The 24391-nt window shown below is 34.1% G+C and carries 22 protein-coding genes and 1 pseudogene; 9 read left to right on the top strand and 14 right to left on the bottom strand.

Features of this window, described 5'->3' with window-relative positions:
- Positions 1-11 precede the first annotated feature (11 nt).
- The 3 genes from GYM75_RS03895 to rluD all read right to left on the bottom strand — a co-directional run bounded on the left by GYM75_RS03895 (position 12) and on the right by rluD (position 3234).
- Positions 12-884, bottom strand: coding sequence for a hypothetical protein (locus tag GYM75_RS03895; protein WP_220216858.1), 873 nt, complete (start codon positions 882-884; stop codon positions 12-14).
- A gap of 597 nt (positions 885-1481) precedes the next feature.
- Positions 1482-2249, bottom strand: coding sequence for a peptidoglycan editing factor PgeF (gene pgeF / locus GYM75_RS03890; RefSeq protein ID WP_370632157.1), 768 nt, complete (start codon positions 2247-2249; stop codon positions 1482-1484).
- A gap of 10 nt (positions 2250-2259) precedes the next feature.
- Positions 2260-3234: a 23S rRNA pseudouridine(1911/1915/1917) synthase RluD gene (rluD, locus tag GYM75_RS03885; RefSeq protein ID WP_220216856.1), complete on the bottom strand. Its 975-nt coding sequence runs from the start codon at positions 3232-3234 to the stop codon at positions 2260-2262.
- A gap of 89 nt (positions 3235-3323) precedes the next feature.
- On the opposite strand from rluD, the pseudogene bamD reads away from it, so the two are divergent.
- Positions 3324-4046: pseudogene (bamD, locus tag GYM75_RS03880) on the top strand (outer membrane protein assembly factor BamD); the annotation flags it as partial.
- 177 nt (positions 4047-4223) lie between these two features.
- On the opposite strand, the gene GYM75_RS03875 reads toward bamD, so the two are convergent.
- On the bottom strand, positions 4224-4838 hold the full coding sequence (locus tag GYM75_RS03875; protein WP_220216854.1) for a hypothetical protein: 615 nt from the start codon (positions 4836-4838) through the stop codon (positions 4224-4226).
- Between the two features lie 479 nt (positions 4839-5317).
- Positions 5318-5935 (bottom strand): hypothetical protein, encoded by a 618-nt coding sequence (locus GYM75_RS03870; RefSeq protein ID WP_220216853.1) that lies wholly within the window; start codon positions 5933-5935, stop codon positions 5318-5320.
- Positions 5936-6165: 230 nt separating this feature from the next.
- Between GYM75_RS03870 and leuS the strand changes: the two genes are divergently transcribed.
- The 5 genes from leuS (at position 6166) to infA (ending at position 11387) form a co-directional block, all read left to right on the top strand.
- Positions 6166-8748: a leucine--tRNA ligase gene (leuS, locus tag GYM75_RS03865; protein WP_220216852.1), complete on the top strand. Its 2583-nt coding sequence runs from the start codon at positions 6166-6168 to the stop codon at positions 8746-8748.
- A 34-nt stretch (positions 8749-8782) separates the two neighbouring features.
- A complete protein-coding gene (lptE, locus tag GYM75_RS03860; protein ID WP_220216851.1) occupies positions 8783-9277 on the top strand; it encodes an LPS assembly lipoprotein LptE in 495 nt (164 codons plus the stop codon).
- 9 nt (positions 9278-9286) lie between these two features.
- The gene (gene holA, locus GYM75_RS03855; RefSeq protein WP_220216850.1) at positions 9287-10291 is read left to right on the top strand and encodes a DNA polymerase III subunit delta; all 1005 of its coding nucleotides are present in this window, start codon (positions 9287-9289) and stop codon (positions 10289-10291) included.
- Positions 10285-10941 (top strand): nicotinate-nucleotide adenylyltransferase, encoded by a 657-nt coding sequence (gene nadD / locus GYM75_RS03850; RefSeq protein ID WP_220216849.1) that lies wholly within the window; start codon positions 10285-10287, stop codon positions 10939-10941. Before holA ends, nadD begins: the two co-directional genes overlap by 7 nt.
- 227 nt (positions 10942-11168) lie before the next feature.
- Positions 11169-11387: a translation initiation factor IF-1 gene (gene infA, locus GYM75_RS03845; protein WP_025315083.1), complete on the top strand. Its 219-nt coding sequence runs from the start codon at positions 11169-11171 to the stop codon at positions 11385-11387.
- Between the two features lie 123 nt (positions 11388-11510).
- Here infA and GYM75_RS03840 read toward each other — a convergent pair whose 3' ends face one another.
- Positions 11511-12953, bottom strand: coding sequence for an amino acid permease (locus tag GYM75_RS03840; protein ID WP_220216848.1), 1443 nt, complete (start codon positions 12951-12953; stop codon positions 11511-11513).
- A 213-nt stretch (positions 12954-13166) separates the two neighbouring features.
- Entirely contained in the window at positions 13167-13433 is a 267-nt protein-coding gene (locus GYM75_RS03835; protein WP_220216847.1) for a YkgJ family cysteine cluster protein, read from the bottom strand.
- A 116-nt stretch (positions 13434-13549) separates the two neighbouring features.
- Here GYM75_RS03835 and yeiP point away from each other — a divergent pair, with 116 nt between their 5' ends.
- Positions 13550-14122, top strand: a complete 573-nt coding sequence (gene yeiP / locus GYM75_RS03830) for an elongation factor P-like protein YeiP (protein WP_220216846.1) — start codon at positions 13550-13552, stop codon at positions 14120-14122.
- Positions 14123-14136: 14 nt separating this feature from the next.
- The gene (gene ttcA / locus GYM75_RS03825; protein WP_220216845.1) at positions 14137-15033 is read left to right on the top strand and encodes a tRNA 2-thiocytidine(32) synthetase TtcA; all 897 of its coding nucleotides are present in this window, start codon (positions 14137-14139) and stop codon (positions 15031-15033) included.
- Positions 15034-15201: 168 nt separating this feature from the next.
- On the opposite strand, the gene glnE is transcribed toward ttcA, so the two are convergent.
- The 6 genes from glnE to rplM all read right to left on the bottom strand — a co-directional run bounded on the left by glnE (position 15202) and on the right by rplM (position 22499).
- Positions 15202-18030, bottom strand: coding sequence for a bifunctional [glutamate--ammonia ligase]-adenylyl-L-tyrosine phosphorylase/[glutamate--ammonia-ligase] adenylyltransferase (gene glnE / locus GYM75_RS03820; protein WP_220216844.1), 2829 nt, complete (start codon positions 18028-18030; stop codon positions 15202-15204).
- A gap of 1131 nt (positions 18031-19161) precedes the next feature.
- Positions 19162-20106 carry an inorganic triphosphatase gene (locus GYM75_RS03815; RefSeq protein WP_220216843.1) on the bottom strand — a complete coding sequence of 315 codons (945 nt, stop codon included), beginning with the start codon at positions 20104-20106 and terminating at the stop codon, positions 19162-19164.
- Positions 20107-20260: 154 nt separating this feature from the next.
- Positions 20261-20671 carry a ClpXP protease specificity-enhancing factor gene (locus GYM75_RS03810; RefSeq protein WP_220216842.1) on the bottom strand — a complete coding sequence of 137 codons (411 nt, stop codon included), beginning with the start codon at positions 20669-20671 and terminating at the stop codon, positions 20261-20263.
- 48 nt (positions 20672-20719) lie between these two features.
- Positions 20720-21352: a glutathione S-transferase N-terminal domain-containing protein gene (locus GYM75_RS03805; RefSeq protein WP_220216841.1), complete on the bottom strand. Its 633-nt coding sequence runs from the start codon at positions 21350-21352 to the stop codon at positions 20720-20722.
- A 314-nt stretch (positions 21353-21666) separates the two neighbouring features.
- Complete coding sequence (rpsI, locus tag GYM75_RS03800; RefSeq protein WP_034901366.1) at positions 21667-22059, bottom strand: 30S ribosomal protein S9; 393 nt, start codon at positions 22057-22059, stop codon at positions 21667-21669.
- 11 nt (positions 22060-22070) lie between these two features.
- Positions 22071-22499: a 50S ribosomal protein L13 gene (gene rplM / locus GYM75_RS03795; RefSeq protein WP_034901369.1), complete on the bottom strand. Its 429-nt coding sequence runs from the start codon at positions 22497-22499 to the stop codon at positions 22071-22073.
- A gap of 274 nt (positions 22500-22773) precedes the next feature.
- Between rplM and GYM75_RS03790 the strand changes: the two genes are divergently transcribed.
- Positions 22774-23394 carry a YrbL family protein gene (locus GYM75_RS03790; RefSeq protein WP_220216840.1) on the top strand — a complete coding sequence of 207 codons (621 nt, stop codon included), beginning with the start codon at positions 22774-22776 and terminating at the stop codon, positions 23392-23394.
- On the opposite strand, the gene pmrB is transcribed toward GYM75_RS03790, so the two are convergent.
- The gene (gene pmrB, locus GYM75_RS03785; RefSeq protein WP_255556841.1) at positions 23363-24391 is read right to left on the bottom strand and encodes a two-component system sensor histidine kinase PmrB; all 1029 of its coding nucleotides are present in this window, start codon (positions 24389-24391) and stop codon (positions 23363-23365) included. The genes GYM75_RS03790 and pmrB overlap by 32 nt on opposite strands.

Genomic DNA, 24391 nt, shown 5'->3' with positions numbered 1-24391 from the left:
AATATCGCCCTCTATTCTAAAGATCCATTTGTATCAGGAATATCATCAGCTAAACTATCCTCAATTTGCTTTAAATTTTGTTTTAAATTTTTAATTTCACATTGTGTGATTTCATTGAGATAATTTACTAATTTATCTTCATTTGAAGGAGCTCGTTTTTTTAGACAAAGTTTATCTAATCGCTTTTTAAGAGCAGGAAAAGAACTTTTATCGATATTTTCTTTTTGATCTAGTTCAGCTGTCTTTTGTTGTAATTGTTCAAAGTAATAAACATAGATGTCTTCATTTGAGCAATTCTCTTTGAACTCATTATTTAAACATTCCAAAAAGTCTTTATCATCATAATTAACGTTTTTATTTGGATCAGTTAATATATTGAAAACCCCAGGATAAGCAATTTGATAGCGTCCTTTGTGAAGTTTAGATACGATGAATCTAAAATTTTTAGTATCGATTTTATAATGTTCCCATAATTGAGGCTCGATTCGATCTTCAGACTCGGTTGCCATCAGAATATAAATATCGCCACTTGGCGCTATATAAAAATATTGATAACCCAGTAAAAATGAATTGCTTTGGTTCATAAAATTATTGGCTAGAATAATTTGGTCTTTAACAAACTCACCTTTAACAAGAGATAATATTAATTTCGCACCAACATAAAGATCACCTTTGATTTTATAATCAAAATATTCTTTATGTAGGACTAACTTTAAAGTGTCATTTTCAAATATAACCGTACTTTTATCGATTAAATTATATAAACCGCTAAAATCAAACTCCAGATGGTTTAAAGTACATCTTCGATCAATTTCTTTTCGTTGTGAATCATTCATTTCCCAATAATCATTGGGCAGAACGCAATCTCTTTCTATTTTCTTCATATTGGCGGTACTAATAAAAGAGTCACCTCGAAATTCTTCAGGAATCTCGAATAATTGGCTATAAGAATTAGCACTTAAAAGTAATAGAACAATACCAATATAAAAAAAGCGTATCATTTATTATTCCTCAATTCATCTTTTTAAAACGTTATTTGATTCTTTGTATCAACATGAATTAGTTCTTAATTTATTCAATATATATCGTTATTTACGATCTATAATTTGATAAAGTTTAATCAAACCTAATCCGACAATCAAGATAATAGCGTTTATATAATTCTATATTATTTAGTTATTATAGATTATTTAATTAAACAACGGTTATTTATTTAGCATATTTAATCATTTTATTGTTTTAATAAAGTGATGTGAATAAAAATTATTAAGAATCAATGTAATTGAAATAAAAATGCTATTGAGTGGAATATATAAGGACACAAAAAATGAGATTGAATAATAAAATACAAACATGATTTTTAGCTGGCAAAAAATATAGTTTACTTTTTTGTTAGCAATGTAGAAAATGATCAACAAACCTAAATAACTGTTAACTTTACAAGCCAGCTAATATTCATTTCTATAATTACCATATTGTTATTATTCAAACCAAATCATGGAAGCCATTCTTCCCGTTTTATTTTCTCGACGGTAGGAAAAGAACTTGTCTTGTTCAGTATAAGTACAATAATCACCGCCAAATATTTTGTTTATTCCTAATAAATTTAAACGTTGTTTGGCAATTAAATAAAGATCAGCAAGATATTTTTGTTCGGGTATATTGATCAACTTGAATGCGCTTTTAGCTTTTGGATCAAAGGATTCAAATTGTTTTTTTATTTCTTCACCCACTTCATATTTTTTAGCACTGATTGCCGGTCCCATCCAAACCAGAATTTCAGATGTTTTACATGAAAACTTTTTAATTGTTTCTTCTAAAATACCATGACACAGTCCACGCCACCCAGCATGAGCCGCAGCAACTTCATCTCCTTTAGAAGAACAAAATAATACAGGCATACAATCAGCTGTTAAAACAACACAAACTTGTTTTGCTTGATGAGTGTAAGCTGCATCCGCTTCAAATATTTGCTTTGAATTGACTATTCCTATAGGTGCTTTTAATTCTATTTGTGAAATATCTAGAGCAGTCGTACTATGGGTTTGATTAAGCCAATAAGGCTCACTTGGAAGTTGTTCAGCTTGGATTAAGCGTCTACGGTTTTCTGCAATATTATTTATATCATCGCCTGTCCGCTCTCCCATGTTTAAACTTTCAAATGGCGGTAGACTGACCCCGCCCATTCGTGTCGTGGTTAATGCCCGAATATTTTTCGGTGCAAGCCAATAAGGATAAATCGATTTAATCATTTTTCTTTCACCAATCCAACTCATGTTTATGTAGTTCTGTATCTTCTTGTAGTGCTATAACTAGCCTTTGCATATCTTCAGGAATTGGCACATGCCATTCCATTTGTTCCCCAGTTACCGGATGAAACAATCTTAGCATTGTTGCGTGTAAAGCTTGTCTATCAAAATCACGCAATGTATTAATTAAAGATTGACTAGCTCCTTTCGGCGGTCGAGGACGTCCACCATACAGAGGATCACCGACTAAAGGATGAGCAATATGTGCTAAATGTACTCGAATTTGGTGTGTTCGTCCAGTTTCTAATCGTAAACGTAATCGTGTATGTAATCGATACTTTTCCATAACACGATAATGTGTTACCGCAGGTTTTCCTGTCGGAAATACCGCCATATGAGTACGTTTAGTTGGGTGTCGGGTAATAGGCTGATCTATCGTTCCCCCCGCCGTAATAATTCCCATAGCTACCGCTTCATATTCACGGGTTATTTCCCTTAATTGCAGAGATTCAACTAAATGTGTTTGGGCTACAATAGTTTTTGCAACGACCATCAAACCCGTCGTGTCTTTATCTAAGCGATGTACAATACCAGCTCTAGGCACTCGAGCTATTTCAGGACAATAATGTAATAGCGCATTTAACACTGTGCCATTTGGATTACCTGCTCCAGGATGAACAACTAAATCTCGTGGCTTATTTATCACTAAAATATCATCATCTTCATAAACAATGTCTAGTTTGATATCTTCTGGTTGATGATAAGTCTCTTCTTCAATTTCAGCATTGATGACAATTGTTTCACCGCCCAAAACTTTTTCTTTAGGTTTATTAACAATAACATTGTTAACTAAAACTTTATTATTAATAATCCAATCTTTAATTCTTGAACGAGAATAATCTGGAAAAAGTTCCGATAATGCTTGATCTAGACGCATTCCTAGTTGAGTGGATTCAATAACGTTGGTTAATTTTAATTCTTGCATATTAAATTTATCTATTTTAAGCTAATACATTTTAGAGTATTATATACTAATCATAACGCTTATTGTTTATTTTTTGGATTGGGAACCGAATGAAATCACGCTTATACTCTTTATTAGCTGTCGCTTTAAGTGGTGTGCTAATTGGCTGTACAACTACAAAGCCTGATGTTGAAAATGTATCAGAGGTTGAACTGCATGCTAAAGCGCAAGAAGCTTTAGATAATGGCAATTTAAAATCAAGCATCTCTGTTTTAGAAGCTTTAGATAAAACATATCCATTTGGCCCTTATTCTCAACAAACACAACTTGATTTGATTTATGCTTATTATAAATCAGCAGATTTACCTCTAGCCATTGCATCAATTGACCGTTTCTTGAAATTAAATCCAACTCACCCTAATATTGATTGGGTAATTTACGTTCGTGGTTTATCCAATATGGCACAAGATGATAATATGATTCAAGGTTGGTTTAACGTTGATCGTTCCGATCGTGATTCGCAATATGCAATGGCTGCTTTTAAAGATTTTTCTTATCTTGTCTCCAGTTTTCCATCGAGTTATTATGCAGCTGATGCACAAAAACGCCTTATATTTTTGAAAAATAGAATTTCACGGTATCAACTTAAAGTCGCTGAGTTTTATACTGAACGAGGTTCTTATGCTGCTGTAATCAATCGTGTTACACAAATGTTAGCACAATTTCCTGACACTGACTCAACAAAACAAGCATTGCTTTTAATGCGTAATGCTTATCAACAATTAGGTTTAACTGACGAGGCTGAAAAAGTAGATAAGCTAGTTCAAGCAAATCTTGAGAATATGCCAAAAGAGGAACAAAAGTCATATTTATCTAGATTTTTAAGTGTTTTTAATGGCGGCTAATTGACCATTAATCACCTCACAACCAAATTAGTATAAAACCAAAAATGGCTATTTAATTGTTTAAATAGCCATATTAGTATTTTATCATCAATAAACACTGACTCGTTACCTTCTGACATATAAATAACGATATTCTCCTTCATCTGTCATTGCTTTTGATATTCCTTGCAAAACTTTAGTAGTCAACGTTTTTTCCAATGAGAATAAAGAAAAATCTGGTTTTATAATATGTTCATCAACATATTGTGTAAATTGAAGAAATTGCTCTGTATCTTCTTTGGATAAAAATATACACTTTACTACCATTATACTAATAGGCATATTGTCAAACTCCAAGATAAGTGTGTGATATATTCCCACAACACTTTTAAATATTATTACTTTTCGTAATGCTGACCATTGAAACGTTTGATTCAATGTTTTAAGGTCATCAATACTAATCGAATATGAATTTACATTAATCGTCATTTTTTTACGGATCAAGCGAGTAATACATATAGCAAACAGAAAGATAGAAAGTAATTCAGGAACAAGCATTCCAACAATAAAAATGACCTCAAAGTATCGGTTGGGAATCATCGGCATGATCGCATCAAAGAAAAATACAAATAAATACATGAGACAACCAAAGACTAAAAGACCAAAGCAAACAACGACTATAAATAAATTGATATATGAGCGCCGAGTAAAACAACGAAATTCAAATGTACGATTTTCCATAAGCTATTCCTTATATTTTTTAGAAATATATCTTAAGTTTTTTTTAAATACATTGAGAAGGAAAGATTTATTTCTTTTTATTTATATTGTTAACTTTATTGATCTTAATTCAAATAAATATTGGTATCAAATCATTCTTCTTGTTTCATCTATCGTTTGTAAACCTGTCAATAACCAATACAATTAGCAAATTATTTTTTATTAGCAATAATAGATAGGACATATATTCATCACGTAAGAACAATATCGCCTAGATGTGATTGAAGCCCCAAAAGTCGATGAACTTATTTAAACCAATTTCGAAAATATACTGGTTGATGAGAAAAACTATTCTTTACGTTTCTTAACGTGCGTTTAATGGTAGCTAATATATTGACCAATTAAAAGACAGTTAACGTTTATCAAAACAGTTGATGGCTATTTAACCATTCAATAGCCATTGTTTTATCACTAATTTACAAACAACATATGCGCATTAGCTACTTTCTGATATAAAGGTAACGATATTCTAAATCATGTGAAACATCCACTAGAAATTCAGCTGTTTTAGATGATAAAGTTTTATCCACCGAGAATAATGTAAAATCTGGTTTGAGAACTTGTTCATGAAGATATTGTGTAAATTCAAAAAATTGATCGATATCTTTTTTGGATAATAGTGGAATTCTTCCCTTTACTATCTGCATATTAATACGCTCATTGTCAAATTCCAGGATAAGTGTTTGATTAATCCAAATAGGGTTATCGACATTAAACATTATTACTTTTTGTAATGCTGACCATTGAAACATTTGATTCAATTTTTTATGGTCATCAATATTAATCGAATATGAATTGACATTAAACGTCATTTTTTTACGGAATAAACTCACAATACTTATAGCAAACAAAACGCCAGAAAGTAAGCTCAACACAAGGATTCCACCAAAAAGAATCTCCATAAAATATTGTTTGGGGATCAAAGGCATGACAGCATCAGAGGTAAATAAAAAAATGAGATAACCTGCGACAAATGAAGCAAAGCTAATAACTGATATAACGAAAACAATAAATGAGCGCCGAGTGAAACAACGAAATTCAAATGTACGATTTTCCATAAGAAGCTATTCCTTAAATTTTTTAGAATATATCTTAAGTTTTTTTAAATCTATTGAAAAGCAAAAATGTATTTTTTTTTATATTGTTAACTTTATTGATTTTAATTCTTATAAATATTGGTATCAAATCATTCTCCTTGTTTCATATATCGTTTGTAAAACGTGCCAATAACCAATACAATTAGCAAATTATTTTTTGTTAGCAATAATAGATAGGACATTAATTCGTCATGCAAGAACAATATCGCCCAGATGAGATTGAAGCCAAAGTTCAACAACATTGGCTAGAGAACAAAACATTTCACGTTACTGAAGATGCATCTAAAGAGAAGTATTACTGCTTGTCAATGCTTCCTTATCCTTCAGGTCGTTTGCATCTTGGTCATGTCCGTAATTATACAATCGGTGATACGATCTCACGTTATCAACGTCTAAATGGTAAAAATGTATTACAACCAATAGGTTGGGATGCTTTCGGTTTACCCGCTGAGGGGGCGGCAGTAAAAAACAATACCGCACCAGCAAAATGGACTTACGAAAATATTGCTTACATGAAAAAGCAATTACAATTATTAGGTTTTGGTTATGATTGGGATCGTGAAGTCACCACTTGCCGACCGGAATACTACAAATGGGAACAATGGTTTTTTACTAAACTTTATGAGAAAGGTTTAGTTTACAAAAAGACTTCAGCAGTTAACTGGTGCCCTAACGATCAAACTGTTCTAGCTAATGAGCAAGTAGTTGAAGGTTGTTGTTGGCGTTGTAATACCCCCGTCGAGCGTAAAGAGATCCCACAATGGTTTATCAAAATTACTGACTATGCCGAAGAGCTACTCAATGATTTAGATACGCTTGAAGATTGGCCAGAACAAGTTAAAACAATGCAACGAAACTGGATTGGTCGTTCTGAAGGGGTCGAATTTGATTTTGCTGTAGAAAACTACAATGATAAATTGCGTGTTTATACAACTCGCCCTGATACCTTAATGGGCGTAAGTTTTGTCTCAGTTGCCGCTGAGCACCCACTAGCACAATTAGCAGCGAAAAATAATCCGAAAATTGCTGAATTTATTGCAGAATGCAAAAATACCAAAACCGCAGAAGCCGATATGGCAACAATGGAGAAAAAAGGCATCGCCACTGGGTTTTATGCTATTCATCCGTTAACGGGTAATAAAGTGCCGGTATGGATTGCCAACTTTGTCTTAATTGAATATGGCACTGGTGCAGTAATGGCAGTACCGGGACATGATGAGCGAGATTATGAGTTTGCTTCAAAATATAATCTGCCAATTAAACCAGTTATCTTAAATCAAGATGGGCAAGCTCCTGACCTGTCTGAAAATGCTTATACTGAACATGGTAAGCTATTTAATTCGGGTGAATTTGATGGACTTAATTTTGAGCAAGCATTCAATGCTATCGCCGACAAATTGACTGCATTGGGTATTGGTGAGCGTAAAGTCAATTATCGCTTGCGTGATTGGGGTGTTTCCCGTCAACGTTATTGGGGCGCACCGATTCCAATGGTCACCCTTGAAGATGGAACCACCATTCCGACGCCAGAAGACCAATTACCGGTTATTTTACCTGAAGACGTCGAAATGAATGGAATAACCAGTCCAATTAAAGCCGATCCAAATTGGGCAAAAACGACTGTTAATGGTCAAGCGGCACTTCGTGAAACCGATACCTTTGATACCTTTATGGAATCATCATGGTATTACGCACGTTATACTTGTCCGCACTATGACAAGGGCATGTTAGATGAAAAAGCAGCGAATTACTGGTTACCTGTCGATCAGTACGTTGGTGGTATTGAACATGCCATTATGCATTTACTTTATTTTAGATTCTTCCACAAATTAATGCGTGATTTTGGCTTAGTCAGCTCTGATGAACCAGCTAAACGATTACTTTGTCAAGGCATGGTACTTGCTGATGCATTTTATTATACCAGTCCAACAAACGAACGCATTTGGGTATCACCGACCGAAGTCACCATTGAACGTGACGAAAAAGGTCGCATTTGCAAGGCAATCGACAGCAAAGGCAATGAACTTGTGCATGCAGGTATGACTAAAATGTCGAAATCGAAAAATAACGGCATCGATCCACAGGAAATGGTTGAAAAATATGGTGCTGACACAGTTCGATTATTTATGATGTTTGCCTCGCCTGCTGATATGACGCTTGAATGGCAAGAATCAGGTGTTGAAGGGGCTAACCGTTTTATCAAACGTGTTTGGCGTTTAGTGTATGAGTATGCACAGCAAGGTAAAAGTGTCAAATTAGATGTGACACAATTGAATGCTGAACAAAAAACATTGCGTCGTGAACTTCATAAAACCATTGCCAAAGTCAGTGATGATATTGGACGTCGGCAAACATTTAATACGGCAATTGCTGCTGTCATGGAGTTTATGAATCGTCTACAAAAAGCACCTTTAGAAAACGACCAAGACTATGCATTAATGAACGAAGCTTTAAATGCTATTGTCCGCCTACTTTATCCAATGATTCCGCATGTTTGTTTTGTTATGTGGCAAGCATTAGGGCATAGTGAATCAATCGATAATGCAACATGGCCGATTGCTGATGAATCAGCGATGATTGAAGATGAAAAACTCATCGTAGTACAAATTAATGGTAAAGTACGTGGCAAATTCACTGTACCTGCTAATGCTGAGCAAGATTTTGTTGTAGAACAAGCTAAACAAGAACCTAACATTCAAAAATATCTGGCTGATGTGACTATTCGCAAAGTCATTTATGTACCAGGGAAGTTATTGAATTTGGTTGTTGGTTAATATTGTTAATGACGAAAAATTGGTGGTAATTTTTATGAAAAAATATATAGCTATAATCATGCTAATGGCAATATCACTCTCGGGGTGTGGATTCCATTTGCAAAATGAAAACGATATACCGTCAAGATTTAAAACTATGTCTTATATAAGTTATGACCCATATGGCAAATTATCTAGATATGTTAAAGAAATCTTGCACGATAATCAGGTAAAATTAGTGACTGATGATGCTTCAGGTCAATATCCAACACTTAGTATTACAAGTGAACATATTGATCGTAATACCATATCAATTTATAAAGATGGTAAAGCGGCAGAATATCAACTCGTTTTAACTGTACAAGCTCAAGCTGTAACGAATGGTAAACAAATCTATCCAATTAATGTACGAGTATTCCGTACATTCTTTGATAATCCATCAAATCCATTAGCTAAAACAGCAGAACAAAATTTAGTTGAAGATGAAATGTATAAACAGGCAGCAAAACAGGTTTTACGTAAGTTAAAATCTGTTGATGCAGTAAAATAATAGTGTTTTATGATAAAAATCGGCGCTGACCAAATCAATCATCAATTAGGATCACCCTATTATTTATTAATAGGGAGTGATCCTTATCTGCAACATTATGCACTCACTCAATTACGCAATACATTTGGACAAAAAGGATTTGATGAACAACTGACATTTACTATAGACAATCAAACAGATTGGTCTGCAATTTATGACAGTTGTCAGGCATTAAATCTATTTTCGAATAACACACTTATCTTTCTTGATTTTGGTGATAATGCATTAAATACTGCGTTAATAACAAAACTCAATACATTAAGTGAAGTGTTAACACCTGATATTGCATTAATAATTAGTTTAAATAAGATAACGAAAACTCAAGAAAACGCAACATGGTATAAAGCGTTAGCTGATAAACTTGTCATCGTTAATTGTACAACCCCTGATACCTTACAGTTACCTCAGTGGATAAAAAACCATCTTCAGATAAAAAAGATGGACATTGAGCCTCAAGCGATTGAGTTACTTTGTTATTATTATGAAGGTAATTTACTTGCTTTGACACAAATCATCGAACAATTACAATTACTCTACCCTAATCATAAAATTACTTATGAACAGGTTGAAAATAATATCAATGATTCAGCTGTATTTAGTCCATATCATTGGATTGATGCTATGGTTGCCAATAAATCAAAACGCGCAATGCATATCTTACAACAATTAAGAATGAATGATATTGAACCCTTAATTCTAATGCGAATTTTTCAACGAGAACTCATTCTAATCATCAATTTGAAAAAATCCTCAGAAAAAAATTCGCTTAAACAGGCGTTTGATAAATTTAAAGTATGGCAAAACAAAAGAGCTTTGTATACATCCTATTTAAATCGTAATGATATAAAAAATCTATTTACCACTTTGGCTAAATTAACCGAGATTGAGATCGGTGTAAAACATGATAGCCAATTGCGTATTTGGGACAATTTGAATAGTTTGATGATGCAATTTATGGGATTGAATCAATGCTAACCGCTCTATTTGGTGGCACATTCGATCCTATTCATTATGGTCATCTACGCCCTGTAATTTCATTAGCACAAGAAGTGGGGGTAACACAGATAGTTTTATTACCCAATAAAATACCTCCTCATAAACCACAACCCATAGCAACCATAAAACAGCGTTTGACAATGTTAGCATTAGCTATTGAAGATTTGCCTCTGTTTACCATTGATACACGTGAAATTGCTCCTAGCGATACAAATCGCCCTTCTTATACTATTGATACATTGCAGCAATGGCGTAATGAAAACGGGAAAACGGCATCACTTGCATTTATTATGGGACAAGATTCATTATTGAATTTGCCTAGTTGGCATAAATGGCAATCATTACTGGATTATTGCCATTTGATTATCTGCCAGCGACCAAATTATGCCGCAAGGACTGATAACGTTGAATTTCAACAATGGATTGATAAAAATCGAACGAATAATGTAAAACATTTGCATGATTCTGCTCAGGGGTATATCTATTTTTCTCATACACCATTAGAAGATATTTCGGCAACGCAAATCAGGCAAAAAATTAAGAATCAACAATGTTGTGAAGATTTAGTACCTTTAAAAGTTCGGCAATATATTCAACAACAAGGTCTTTACTATGCAAAGAAAAATTAGAAATAACTTTACTTCTGGGAGTTTTTTCGGCATTATTTTGCGGCGATACTTACATATTGTAAGTTAAGCTTTTATATGTTTATACGCAATACTATTTTGTCGTATGATAAAATACAAAACTAGTCATAAAAGAATAGTACTATAATTTTACTTTTCTTTCCCTAAAAAAAGGGATGTCATTAATGAATTGTGTATATTTAATTTGTTTTTATTATTAAGAGGCCCCAATGGCAAAAGAAGATAACATTGAAATGCAAGGTACCATACTTGATACTCTTCCTAACACGATGTTTCGTGTTGAACTTGAAAATGGTCATGTCGTTACTGCACATATTTCTGGCAAAATGCGAAAAAACTATATTCGTATTTTAACTGGCGATAAAGTTACTGTTGAAATGACGCCTTACGATCTTTCTAAAGCACGTATCATCTTCCGTAGTCGCTAATATCGTTATCAAACTTGTTAATTAAAAATTAACTAACCTTAATGGGTTATTTTTCTCTTTTTTAATAAAATTCCGTCGACATAATTGTCGACGGAAGAGAAAAATTTAGCCGACTTTCTCAAACTAGTCTGTTTGAGAAAAATCCATATCTTTGTACTTCACCCATTTGGTTTTCTTCACTATCTTATAACCTAAATAAATAATGAAAAATAATGGAATACCAACATAAGTCGCTATTACACCATTCCAATCAATGGTATCTTGTAAAAATGCTTCATAGTTTTGCCCAAGAGTGATGGTTAGACAAAGCACAAAAGCGAATATAGGCCCGAATGGAAAACAACTAGAACGATAAGGTAATTTTTTAACATCATAACCTTGAGCTATATACCCTTTTCTAAACCGATAGTGACTAATTGCGATCCCAAGCCAAGCAATAAATCCGGTCATACCCGACATATTAAGAAGCCATAAATACACTTCCTGATCTTTGTACATCGAGGTTAAAAAACATAACATAGCAACAAATGTTGTGGCTAGTAATGCAAATCGAGGCACCCCGGTTGAAGATAATCTTGAAAAGATTTTAGGTGCTTTTCCTTCTTTCGCTAAGGCATATAGCATACGTGTCGAGGCATATAAACCAGAATTACCGGCGGATAAAACTGACGTTAAAATAACCGCATTCATTATGGCTGCTGCCGATAATAAGCCAGCATGTTGGAATACTAATGTAAATGGGCTGACACTAATGTCGGTCTCCTCATTACGAAGTAAATTAGGATCGGTATAAGGAATAATTAAACTGATGACTAAAATTGCAAAAATATAAAATAGCAAAATACGCCAAAAAACTTGCTTCATTGCTTTAGGAATATTTTTTTCAGGATCTTTTGATTCGCCGGCTGCAATACCAATGAGTTCTGTACCTTGGAACGAAAAGCCGACCACCATAGCAACACCAATCATGGAAGAAAATCCGCCAACAAAAGGCGCATCACCAACAGTCCAATTCTGCAAACCGGTACTTTCACCACCACGCAAAATACCGACAATCATTAATAAGCCAACTATAATAAAAACAATCACAGTAACCACTTTAATTAATGAAAACCAGAACTCTGCTTCACCAAAACCTTTGACAGAGATATAATTTAGGCAAAAAATAATGCTTAAAAATAACAAACTCCAAAGCCAACTATACGCTCCAGCATCAAACCAATACGAAATCACCAATTGCGCAGCAACCAGATCCACCGCAACGGTAATTGCCCAGTTGTACCAATAATTCCAACCTATCGCAAATCCGAACGCCTCATCAACATAACGAGCGCCATAAGTCGCAAATGTCCCGGATACAGGTAAATATGCAGCAAGTTCACCAAGGCTGGTCATTAAAAAGTAAACCATTACACCAATAATGGCATAGGAAAGCAAAGCACCACCTGGCCCTGCCTGTGCAACTGTTGCACCGGATGCAACAAAAAGCCCAGTTCCAATTGAGCCACCGATTGCAATCATGGCTAAATGGCGAGCCTTTAAATCCCGTTTTAATTTATTTTTCATAACAAAAATCTTCTTTTAAAGAAAGTAAATGTAATTAAGAAAAAATCAGTTTCCAATCGGATATTTTAAAAAATTGATAGAAAACGCTATTTATCTTAATTATTGTGTATATTTATCATTGAATAATGAAATGCGGTGAAGTGTATCAAAAAAAAAACAATACGAGATAAATAATTCTAATAATTGCGCAAGTTTATTAAAAATTAGCAATATTTAGGCGCTAGTGACCTGTTCTAATTGAGTTAAATAATCTAAAGCTTGTTTACGATTACTGCCACACATTTCTATACTCGGCTTTAATCGACAACAAACCTTTGGTCTGGAGGATTGTCCAAAGAGTTGACATTGAAAACGACTATCTAAATGGATACAGGGCACACCGGCAGGCTTGCCATTGGGCATTCCGGGAATAATGGACGAGATCGAAGGTGCAATACAACAGGCCCCACAATTTTGACGACATTTAACCAATTCTGTCATAAGATTCCTTTAATTTAAGGAACATCGATAAATTTTGATGGTGACAATAGCAAGATAGCGGTAAAATAGCGAGATAAATTTTAAATTCGATTTTAAAACCTCACAAAGAAACTATTATGGCAAAAGCAAATGAAATAAAACGTGGCGATGCCGTCACTTATAATGGCAAATTATTACTGGTTAAAGACATTGATGTTCAAAGTCCAAGTGCCCGTGGTGCAAGTACACTTTATAAAATGCGTTTTACCGATGTAAAGACAGGCGGTAAAGTTGAAGAGCGATTTAAAGGTGACGATATTATCGAAACGATTGAACTTTTTCGACGTCCAGTCAGCTTTTCCTATATCGATGGTGATGAATATGTCTTTATGGACAATGAAGACTATACGCCATTTATTTTCAAAAAAGCACAAATTGAAGAAGAACTTCTTTTTATTCCAGAAGGTGGCATGAACGGCATTCAAGTACTCATGGCTGATGGCGAAGTCGTTGCGTTGGAATTACCGCAAACGGTTGATCTAGAAATTATTGAAACCTCACCAAGTATTAAAGGGGCATCAGCAAGTGCTCGCACTAAACCAGCCACATTATCAACTGGACTTGTTATTCAAGTTCCGGAATACATTGATAACAATGAAAAGGTCAAAATTCATATCGCCGAACGTCGCTATATGGGACGATCAGAATAACGTATTAATTTGTCATGAAAACCTATAATCAAAACAAACTCCATAAACGATTGCGTCGCCTTACTGGTGAAGCGATCGCTGATTTTAATATGATCGAAGAAGGCGATCGTATTATGGTCTGTTTATCAGGCGGTAAAGATAGTTATACCTTGCTTGATATTTTATTAAATTTAAAGATCAGTGCGCCTATTAATTTTGATCTCATTGCCGTTAATTTAGATCAAAAGCAACCTGGATTTCCTGAACATGTATTACCGCAATACCTTGAGTCGTTAGGCATTGAATATAAAATAGTTCAAGAAAATACTTATGGTATTGTTAAAGAAAAAATACCAGAAGGTAAAACAACTTGTTCGCTTTGTTCACGTCTGCGCCGTGGAATTTTATATCGCACCGCAACCGAACTGGGCGCCACAAAAATTGCCTTAGGTCATCATCGTGACGATATTTTAGAAACCTTGTTTTTAAATATGTTCTACGGCGGTAAACTAAAAGCAATGCCACCCAAGTTAATGAATGATTCAGGTGAACATATCATTATTCGTCCGCTTGCGTATTGCAAAGAAAAAGACATTGCAAAATATGCTGAAATTAAGCAATTTCCAATAATTCCTTGTAATCTTTGTGGTTCACAGCCTAATTTACAACGTCAAGTGATTAAAGAAATGCTTAATGAATGGGATAAAAAATATCCCGGACGCATTGAAACCATGTTCCGTGCAACCCAAAATATTACTCTATCGCATCTTTGTGATACCTCACTTTTTGATTTCAAAGGAATTAAAAAGGGGGATCGTGTAATTGATGGAGGAGATATAGCATTTGATCATGAAGATATGCCCCAACCGATTGGATTTGATGCATCCGACCTTGAAGATCAAGACATGATCTTATGGAAAGAAGTTAAATAAATCTATATATTATCGCTATCTTGTAAAATTATCCCACTAAACACTTTAGTGGGATAACAAATCTAAAATATCATTTTGCGTCAATTTTGATAGCGTTAACTCACTGATAACATTCAATCGATTACTCGATCGATAAATTTTAAATTGATTATCAATCATTAATATTTTTCAATTCATTAACCATTTAGACCAACTCTGATTGACGATTTGTTTTTCTCCAACAAAACAGGTGTTATCAACCCTGCTGGGTAATAGTTGTAATGATAATTGATGAATTTCGTTACGCATATCAATATAAGCTTGAGTGAGCTTTTGGGCTTCATCCTGTTCCATAATTTGATAATTAGCGGCTAACTCTAATATCCGAACGTTATCGCTCCAAGTTGTCATTTTAGGATAATGATGTGCATAATTAAGCACAAGATATTGTGATAAAAATTCAATATCCCCTATTCCTCCCTGATCAATTTTTAAATTAAATGAATCCGGTTGAGTTGACCCCAAATGAGTACGCATTTTTTCACGCATTTCTCTAACTTCGGTTTTTAATTGGTGTTCATCACGTACTTTACAAAGAACTTTATGTCGAATTTGTTTAAAACGCTCAATAAGTTCAACTTCGCCATAAATGGCTCTGGCGCGAACTAATGCTTGATGCTCCCAAGTCCATGCTTCATGCATTTGATAGTCCTCAAAAGCAGCTAAACTGCAAGCCAATAAACCCGCTTCCCCTTGCGGACGTAAACGAACATCAACTTCATACAAAATACCAAAACTGGTACGTACATTGAATAAATGGATAATACGCTGAACTAAGCGAAGATAGAATTGACGACTATCTATCTGTTTTTCTCCCTTAGTCATACTGTTAACAGGGCAGTCATGTAAAAAAACCAAATCTAAATCCGACCCATAACCCAGCTCCCAACCGCCCAATTTACCATAAGCAATAACCACTAAACCTTTATGATCATCAGTAAGATGTTCTGGCTTGCCATATCGAGCTATCATTTGATTCCAAGCCATTTGAACAACAAAATCAAGGAGAGCTTCGGCCACAAACGTTAAATGATCACTCACTTTCATGGTGGTTAATACATGCGCAACATCGGCTGCGGCAATATGCAATAATTGCATCTGCTTGAACTGGCGTAGTGCTTCAAGTTGTTGTTCTTCATCATCAACTTGAATGCGAAGCAAATATTGATAAAGTTCACTTTTATATTCATTCGGGGCAACCGTTTGATAAAGTGAATGAATATCGATGAGTTCATCTAACAAGATCGGATAATGCGCCAACTGATCACTAATCATCGGGGAAGCACTACATAACCGAATTAACTGCTTCAATGCGGTGGGATATTCAAGTAATAATTCTAAATAGGTAGTACGGCTAACAATATTGACTAACAAAGGGAAAATTCTTGCTAACACAGTTAAGGCATTTTTTTCATTACAAAGTATTTCTAATAATCTCGGCATAAGTTGATCGAGGATTTCTCGCCCACGAACCCCAATTGTCCGTTTACCAATATCATTGCGAAATTGTAACAACAATTGACAAAGCTGGTTTGCCGTTTGTTCAGCATAGTTAGGTAACACCGCTTTGACATCACTTAATTCTAAGTCTGGTACCCATAAATCATCAAACTTATCATTATATTGTTTAGACTGGGTGGATTCGGACTGTTCATCGCCGATTAATTCATTGAATATTTCACGGTTGATCAACATTCTTTTTGCCAAGTCTTGTTCAAAATTTTCCCAATTGTCAAACCCCATACTAATTGCCAAACGCAATTGATCAAGTTCATTGTTTGGCAAAGTTTGGGTTTGCTCGTCATTAATCGCTTGTAAAAGGTTTTCACAACGACGTAAAAAAAGATAATTTTCTCGAAGTAAGATCACTTCACTGAGTTTTAGTAATGATTCTTGCTCAATGACCTGCAAAGCGCTTAATAACGAACGTGTCTGCAAGCCAACCACTCGACCACCTCGAATAAGTTGAAAAACTTGAACGATAAACTCAATTTCCCGAATGCCGCCAGCGCCAAGTTTAATATTGTTTTTTAAGCCACGACGACGGACTTCTCGCTCAATCATACTTTTCATGTTTCGCAGTGACTGTAAAACACTAAAATCGATATAACGGCGATAAATAAAAGGTTTAAGCATTTGATAGAGTTCTTGGGTATAAGGATCATGTTGATCACCTAATACCTTTGCTTTCACCATTGCATAACGTTCCCAATCTCGACCTTGTTCTTGATAATAATCTTCCATAGAAGAAAAGCTAAGAACCAATGGACCGCCATCGCCTAAAGGGCGTAAACGCATATCAACACGGTAAACAAATCCATCTTCTGTAATCTGATCAAGCGTTTTAATTAAACGTTGTCCTAAACGCGTAAAAAAAACCGCATTATCCAGTTCTCGACGTCCACCTTGTGTCTGACCATGTTCTGGATAAGTGAAAATCAAATCAATATCAGACGAAAAGTTTAGCTCGCCGCCACCCAATTTGCCCATACCTAAAATCAATAACGGTTGGGGTTTACCTTGCATATTGCTTGGCGTTCCCCATTCTTGACAACTTAATGTATAGAGCCAATCACGAGCGGTGACAACAATTATTTCTGCCAATTCACTCAGTTGTAGCAAAATCTGTTCATCACTACTTGCCTTTATTAATTGAGACCATGCAAGACGAATTAGCATTTTATGGCGAAATTGCCTTAAAGTTTTCATTAATGTGGCTTCATCCACGACTGAAACTAACTGTTCATTTAACCAAGATTGATAATATTGTCTTTCATCTGCCAGTGGTGGGTTTTGTACAAAATCAGCAAGCCAATGTGGAAAACGAGAAAATGCCTCAACAAGAAAATTACTTTGGACTAAAATATCAAGGTTTGCTTGTACCAGAACGGGATCACATTGTTGAAGCTGATTGATAACTCTTAACTGTTGATCTTTAAAAAGATTAGATTGGGGCATTTTTCTGTCTCACACAAGGTATTATCGGGTTTGAATTGTTAGATCATTGCATCAACGCCATTTACTATAACCGAAAACATAATCTGAGTATTACGTTAAAACTGATTTTCACCAATACATCTATAACAACTTGTATTATTGCGTGATATTAATTTTATTTTTTGAATCAAATAACAGTTTAGTCATAATTCTAACCAGTATCGAACTTAAAATAAACACCATTCCTATCGTTATCCATGTATAACACAATAAAAAGTTATTGGAGAATCTATAGAATGCTTGTAAATATTCATACAGAAAAACTGATACCCAAAAAATTATTGCAACCAAGATACAGTTGAAAATAAATATAATTAGCGAACTAAATATAAGCTTTTTCAGGTTTAAAATTTCTGTTACGCCTGTAAGACATTTTCTCAACAAAAAATAGCCTATCAAATTAGTCATGAATAAAAATAGAGCTAAAATTGTTATATTAATTATTGAACCTTTTAAACTGTGATAAGGCACCCAAAAAAGTAAAGAAAATATCAACGTGTTAAAATAACAATTATAAAGCGAAATAAATAACCCAAAATGTAACCGCTGACTTTCTGATCGAGTTAATACGTCATTACTGCGAATAAAAATTTTATTCAATAATTTAAAACTAAGATAAGCCCATAGTGTTATAAAAATATAACTAATTAATATGTTAACAAAATTAATCAATTCATGAGTTAGAGAGGAAGAATAGATAACAGAATTTGAATAATTAAGTTTAGATCCAACCCAAGAAAAGATATCACGGTAAAAAAGCCATCGTCCTGCAACCTCCATTGAGGTAAATAATATGGCGACAAGTAAAGTATTAGTAATATTTCTCGAATTGACTTGATGAATGGAATATTTATTAAATAGTACTATGGAAACAACAAATAAAACAATTGAACAGGGTATTTGGAAGAGGAAATAGATGACTACTTGCTTAGTTAAATACCGAATAAATTGGTTATTTGTCATATCTGACAGTAAAGGATAATCATCAAATCCAATAACATAGACTATGGTATATAAAATATTAAATAACCAATAAAATAAAACTAATAATAGTGGTAATTTAAAAAAAGTCCTATCCATTTTCATATTCAACTATATTCCATTTATTTTAGAAATTAGCCTTAGTTTGAGTTTTGTGTTTACCTCGCTATAAGCAAACTTTGCAATCGAGTCAATACATTGTATTGCCATTTGCCACTGCTCAAATTCTGGCTCAATTTGAAGATTTTTATTTATTAACACTTCGTTTATTTGAATAATTAATTGTTTATAATAAGTTAAATCATTATTTTCTAGGGCATATTCTTCATTTTGTTGCCAAAAGTTGAGTAAATTTGGTAAATCTTGTCCAATTTGTGCAGAAAAGATTTCAGCAATAATAGGTGAATTCAATAATAAACGGTAACCTCTTGAAGCCTTACTCTGCGAAAAAAGATGTAAGTTAAAACGACTTAACTCAATCGCGAAGTTAATCAAATCTTGTTTATTACCTTGTTTTATTTCGAGTTCAACTTCTTGTATTGGTTGAAATTTACCATTTGAGGTTATTTTGCCTAAATCTAAAGCAACTTCAATTTCGCTATTCGCAAACGAGATTAACCACACTTGACGGGTAAAGTTAGTAGTAAAAAGTGGTTTTAAATTTTGCTGCAACTTTACAATGTCACAATCGTTAGGAAATACGCCTACAGGAAATAGAGATAAATCGAGTTGTGGACAACTTAAATCAACATTATATTCAGCACGTTCATGCAAACCGGCGATAGAATGGCTATCACGTTTTAAGGTCATTTCACACTGTTTACTTTCGTTGCTTTCAGTTACTCTAAGTCTTAATCCACAATGATGATTTCGCAAATAATTATCCGCTGTGTCATAGTAGCAGTTATACAAAGATAAGTTTGAAAATGTACGCTGATTGTTCGATAAGCTCGAAAACTCAAGCTCATCACTACTTGCCCATTGGTTTAAAAAAGATTGTAGATCAGCAATGTCACAATTATTTATCTGGAATTTTAACTCAATTTCATTACTCATGAATTCAAACGGGAATATGATTTAATTTGCTATATCATATCCCGATTAATGAAATAAATATACACTATTAGGTGGGAATAAACAGTTGATCATCACTTTTTATGTTTAACCAACTGTTCAACTAAATTTATCACCAAGTTTTTGGGGTAAATTATTACTTCACTACTCGGAATGGGTTTGTTGATTTTTTCTCGACATTATCAGATTGCTGAATATTGGTTTCGCGTTGCTGTTTATATTCAGGTTCATCTTCAAATACTATGCCCGCATCATTTTCACGAGCATAAATTGCTTCTACTGCTGACATCGGCACAACAATATGTTGTGACACACCCGAAAATCGCGCATTAAATTCAATTTTTTCATTTGTTGCCATATATTTTGCAACGGAATGTGGCGCAAGATTTAAAACGATCTGATTATCTTTAACAAACTCTTGCGGTACAAGAACCCCAAATACCGAAGCATCTACCACGATATAAGGAGTAAGCTCATTATCAACAATCCAATCATAAAACGCCCTAAATAAGTAAGGGCGTCGAGCAGTCATTTGGTTTGGATCCATTTAGATTACCTTCTTAAATCACATAATAAAATATTAATAAATTTATTATTATGCTCTGATTTTTTTCTCTTCATCAGTTAATGAACTAATAAAAGCTGGACGTTCAAAAATTCGTGCCATATAGGCTAAGTAATTTTTTTCCGCAACTTTAGGTAACTCAATACCAAGAATTGGTAATCGCCAAAGTAAAGGAGCAAAATAACAATCACATAGCGTAAAATCATCACTCATAAAATAGTCTTTTTCTTTAAACATCACAGAAATGGAAACTAAATCATCCAGTAGATTTTTACGAGCAACTTTAGCTGCATTACTATTTGGATCAGCTATGATGGTTTCATAGGCACTATACCATTCCCTTTTGATACGATACATCGTTAATCGAGAATTAGCTCGCACAATCGGATAAACAGGCATTAAAGGTGGATGAGGAAAACGTTCATCAAGGTATTCTAACGCAATATGAGGTTCGTATAACGTAAGATCTCTATCAATCAATGTAGGAATTGAACCATATGGATTAAGATCCAATAACTCTTGAGGTAAATTATCTGCAGTCACAAACTCAATTTCAGCAGTTACACCTTTCTCTGCCAAAACAAAACGAATCTGATGGCCATAGATGTCTGTTGTATCACAAAATAATGTCATTACAGAACGTTTATTAACAGCGACAACCATGTTCACTCCAAATATGCAAAATTGAAAATTAGTTTAGAGGATTACTATTCTAACAAATTGGATAACAAAATTGTTAAAAAAAATTAATTTTCTTATCACGATTATTTAAATAATCATATTTATGACAAAAACTATAATAAAATAAGTGCCTTTTGGTAAAAAAATAATCTGGTGCTGATGAATTTGTTTTTTCTAATAACTTATACAAAAATAAAAGTTAGTATTGTTGTTGAATAATGATAGAAAGCGATAATTCATTTATAAAAAAACCCAGACAGTGCTGGGTTTTTGAAATATTTTTGTAACGTCTGCAATTAACGTTTGCTGAATTGTGGACGACGACGAGCTTTGCGTAGACCCACTTTTTTACGTTCAACTTGACGTGCATCACGAGTAACAAAGCCCGCTTGACGTAATGAAGAGCGTAAAGTTTCATCATATTCCATTAATGCACGAGTAATACCGTGACGAATTGCACCCGCTTGACCTGAAATACCGCCACCTTTAACAGTGATGTAAAGATCAAGTTTGTCAGTCATTTCAACTAACTCTAAAGGTTGCATAACAACCATACGAGCAGTATCACGACCAAAGTATTGCTCTAATGAGCGTTTGTTAATAACGATGTTTCCACTACCTGGTTTGATAAACACACGAGCAGCAGAACTTTTGCGGCGACCAGTACCGTAATATTGATTATCAGCCATCTTCTATCCCCTTAAATATCTAATACTTGCGGTTGTTGTGCCGCATGATTGTGCTCGCTACCAGCATAAACTTTAAGTTTACGGTACATTGCACGACCAAGAGGACCTTTCGGTAACATGCCTTTTACAGCAATCTCGATGACTTGTTCAGGATGACGTTCAATCATTTCTTTAAAAGTCGCTTCTTTAAGTCCACCGATGTAACCAGTATGACGATAATAGATCTTATCAGTGCGTTTTTTGCCTGTTACAGCAACTTTTTCTGCATTGATAACGATAATATAATCACCTGTATCTACATGTGGTGTATATTCTGCTTTATGTTTACCACGCAAACGGCTTGCGATCTCAGTAGCTAAACGACCTAACGTTTTACCTGCTGCATCAACAACATACCAGTCGCGTTTAACTGTTTCTGGTTTAGCTGAAAAAGTACTCATTCGTATTTATCCAATTTTTAATTAATCTCACGTTAATAAATCAAATGATTTATTTACACTTTTAGATTGCAATGATTAAGTAACTAACCCCTTCGAGTTGCTATATTAACCTTGACAACCGAAAACAGTGTTGGGAAGAACACTGTTGTAACGTGGGTTGCAATATTATACAGAAATATAGAAAAAGCGCTAGAACTTGTAATAAAAAATTATAGCAAGTAAAAACGCTTGCTGTTAAACTTAAAACTAACTTTATTCAATCATGTTATTTTAGATGACTCAGATAATTCAACTTACCGATAAAGATTATATAAGCAAAGGTTTACATAGAAAGTGCTATCACCATCCGACTAATCCGGATCAATGTATTAAAGTCAACTATAATGATGGGGCGGAACAAGAAACCAACCGCGAAATTGCCTATTATAAACATCTTATTAAACGCAATATCTCATGGGATGCTTTAGCCAAATATTACGGCCCTGTTCAAACAAATTTTGGTGAAGGACATCTTTTCGAATTGATTCGTAATTATGATGGCAAAACCTCGACACCACTAGAAATATATCTTGCTGACCAACAATTGACGCAACAATATTATGATGAATTGATTGATTTGTTAAAAGCATTAAAAACAGCTTTGCTCAACAATCGAATTATCACAATGACGATAAAAAGCAAAAATATATTATTTCAGCATATTTCAGAACAGAAAAGTCGGCTTGTTATTATAGATAATATCGGCAATTCCACGTTTATCCCGATTGCTAATTATATCCCCTATTTTGCCAAAGCAAAAATTGAACGCACATGGCATCGATTTTTAAAATCATTAATCAAAGAAAATCCCAATAATAATCTTATTAAGAATCTTGTTGATGAAGTGAATCGCTAAGTCTTAATTTAGCGATGGTGCCAGAATGGTCTTTTCTATTTCTCAAGGTGAAAAGACCATGATGCAATTTAGTAATGCGGTTAACAATACTTAAACCAAGCCCTATCCCACCATGTTTACGGTCCATTCGAAAAAAGGCTTGCGTCAATTTTTCATTCTTAGATTCATCAATTCCACTACCTTCATCCTCTACGGTAATCATGATATCGCTATTATCTTTATAGCAGCTGACAAGAATTTTACTTTTTTCCGGACTGTATCGATAACTGTTTTCAACCAAATTACGTATTAACAATCGAATTAATGTAGCATCACCACTAAAAACCAGATCGCTATCATCGATAACCCATTGAAGATTTTGTTGTTTTTGCTGTGTTAATTCATTAAGTTCATCATAAAGAGGAAGCATAATATCATCATGAAAATTGATATTCTGATAATGCCCAACGGTGAATTTTTGGCTAGCCCGAGCAAGCATTAATAACTGTTCGACGGTATTGACTAACCGGTCAATGCGTTCAATCAACTCATGACAATCGATATGATGCGTTGTTTCTAATAATTCTAAATGTAGACGTATTCCTGCCAGAGGAGTTCGCATTTCATGCGCAACATCAGCCGTAAAAAGACGCTCTTGAGCAAGAGTATTACTCAATCTAACAAACAATTTATTGAGTACTGTCGTGATAGATTTAATTTCTCGCATATTACTGATTGGTTCGATTGAACTCAGATTGTCTTCGGTTCGTTCATTTAGATCTTTTTCAAGCACTTCTAAAGGTTTGGTAATCCATTTTATTGCTTTATACGCCAGAAATAATGTTACGATCATCATTGAAAAAGCGGAACAAAACAATGCAAATATCGCTTCTAATTCCTCATGTTCAACCACTTCATCAATTTTGTTTTGACTCAAGGTTAAATTCACTAAAACATCAATTTGTTCTTTACTTTCATGCCATAACCAAAAAACAGTAATAATTTGACAAATTAGCAT

Source organism: Gilliamella sp. ESL0441 (assembly GCF_019469185.1).
Taxonomy (GTDB): domain Bacteria; phylum Pseudomonadota; class Gammaproteobacteria; order Enterobacterales; family Orbaceae; genus Gilliamella.
Note: the sequence above shows the minus strand (reverse complement) of the source record. Positions and strands in the feature narration are given on the sequence as shown.

Coding starts and splice junctions, on each gene's coding strand:
- GYM75_RS03815 (WP_220216843.1), bottom strand. CDS start 20,106: ATGAGTAATGAAATTGAGTTAAAATTCCAGATAAATAATTGTGACATT.
- GYM75_RS03835 (WP_220216847.1), bottom strand. CDS start 13,433: ATGACAGAATTGGTTAAATGTCGTCAAAATTGTGGGGCCTGTTGTATT.
- GYM75_RS03895 (WP_220216858.1), bottom strand. CDS start 884: ATGAAGAAAATAGAAAGAGATTGCGTTCTGCCCAATGATTATTGGGAA.
- glnE (WP_220216844.1), bottom strand. CDS start 18,030: ATGCCCCAATCTAATCTTTTTAAAGATCAACAGTTAAGAGTTATCAAT.
- rluD (WP_220216856.1), bottom strand. CDS start 3,234: ATGCAAGAATTAAAATTAACCAACGTTATTGAATCCACTCAACTAGGA.
- GYM75_RS03790 (WP_220216840.1), top strand. CDS start 22,774: ATGACTCAGATAATTCAACTTACCGATAAAGATTATATAAGCAAAGGT.
- infA (WP_025315083.1), top strand. CDS start 11,169: ATGGCAAAAGAAGATAACATTGAAATGCAAGGTACCATACTTGATACT.
- nadD (WP_220216849.1), top strand. CDS start 10,285: ATGCTAACCGCTCTATTTGGTGGCACATTCGATCCTATTCATTATGGT.
- GYM75_RS03875 (WP_220216854.1), bottom strand. CDS start 4,838: ATGGAAAATCGTACATTTGAATTTCGTTGTTTTACTCGGCGCTCATAT.
- yeiP (WP_220216846.1), top strand. CDS start 13,550: ATGGCAAAAGCAAATGAAATAAAACGTGGCGATGCCGTCACTTATAAT.
- lptE (WP_220216851.1), top strand. CDS start 8,783: ATGAAAAAATATATAGCTATAATCATGCTAATGGCAATATCACTCTCG.
- GYM75_RS03805 (WP_220216841.1), bottom strand. CDS start 21,352: ATGGTTGTCGCTGTTAATAAACGTTCTGTAATGACATTATTTTGTGAT.
- holA (WP_220216850.1), top strand. CDS start 9,287: ATGATAAAAATCGGCGCTGACCAAATCAATCATCAATTAGGATCACCC.
- rpsI (WP_034901366.1), bottom strand. CDS start 22,059: ATGGCTGATAATCAATATTACGGTACTGGTCGCCGCAAAAGTTCTGCT.
- GYM75_RS03840 (WP_220216848.1), bottom strand. CDS start 12,953: ATGAAAAATAAATTAAAACGGGATTTAAAGGCTCGCCATTTAGCCATG.
- rplM (WP_034901369.1), bottom strand. CDS start 22,499: ATGAGTACTTTTTCAGCTAAACCAGAAACAGTTAAACGCGACTGGTAT.
- GYM75_RS03810 (WP_220216842.1), bottom strand. CDS start 20,671: ATGGATCCAAACCAAATGACTGCTCGACGCCCTTACTTATTTAGGGCG.
- GYM75_RS03870 (WP_220216853.1), bottom strand. CDS start 5,935: ATGGAAAATCGTACATTTGAATTTCGTTGTTTCACTCGGCGCTCATTT.
- ttcA (WP_220216845.1), top strand. CDS start 14,137: ATGAAAACCTATAATCAAAACAAACTCCATAAACGATTGCGTCGCCTT.
- leuS (WP_220216852.1), top strand. CDS start 6,166: ATGCAAGAACAATATCGCCCAGATGAGATTGAAGCCAAAGTTCAACAA.
- pmrB (WP_255556841.1), bottom strand. CDS start 24,391: ATGCTAATTTGTCAAATTATTACTGTTTTTTGGTTATGGCATGAAAGT.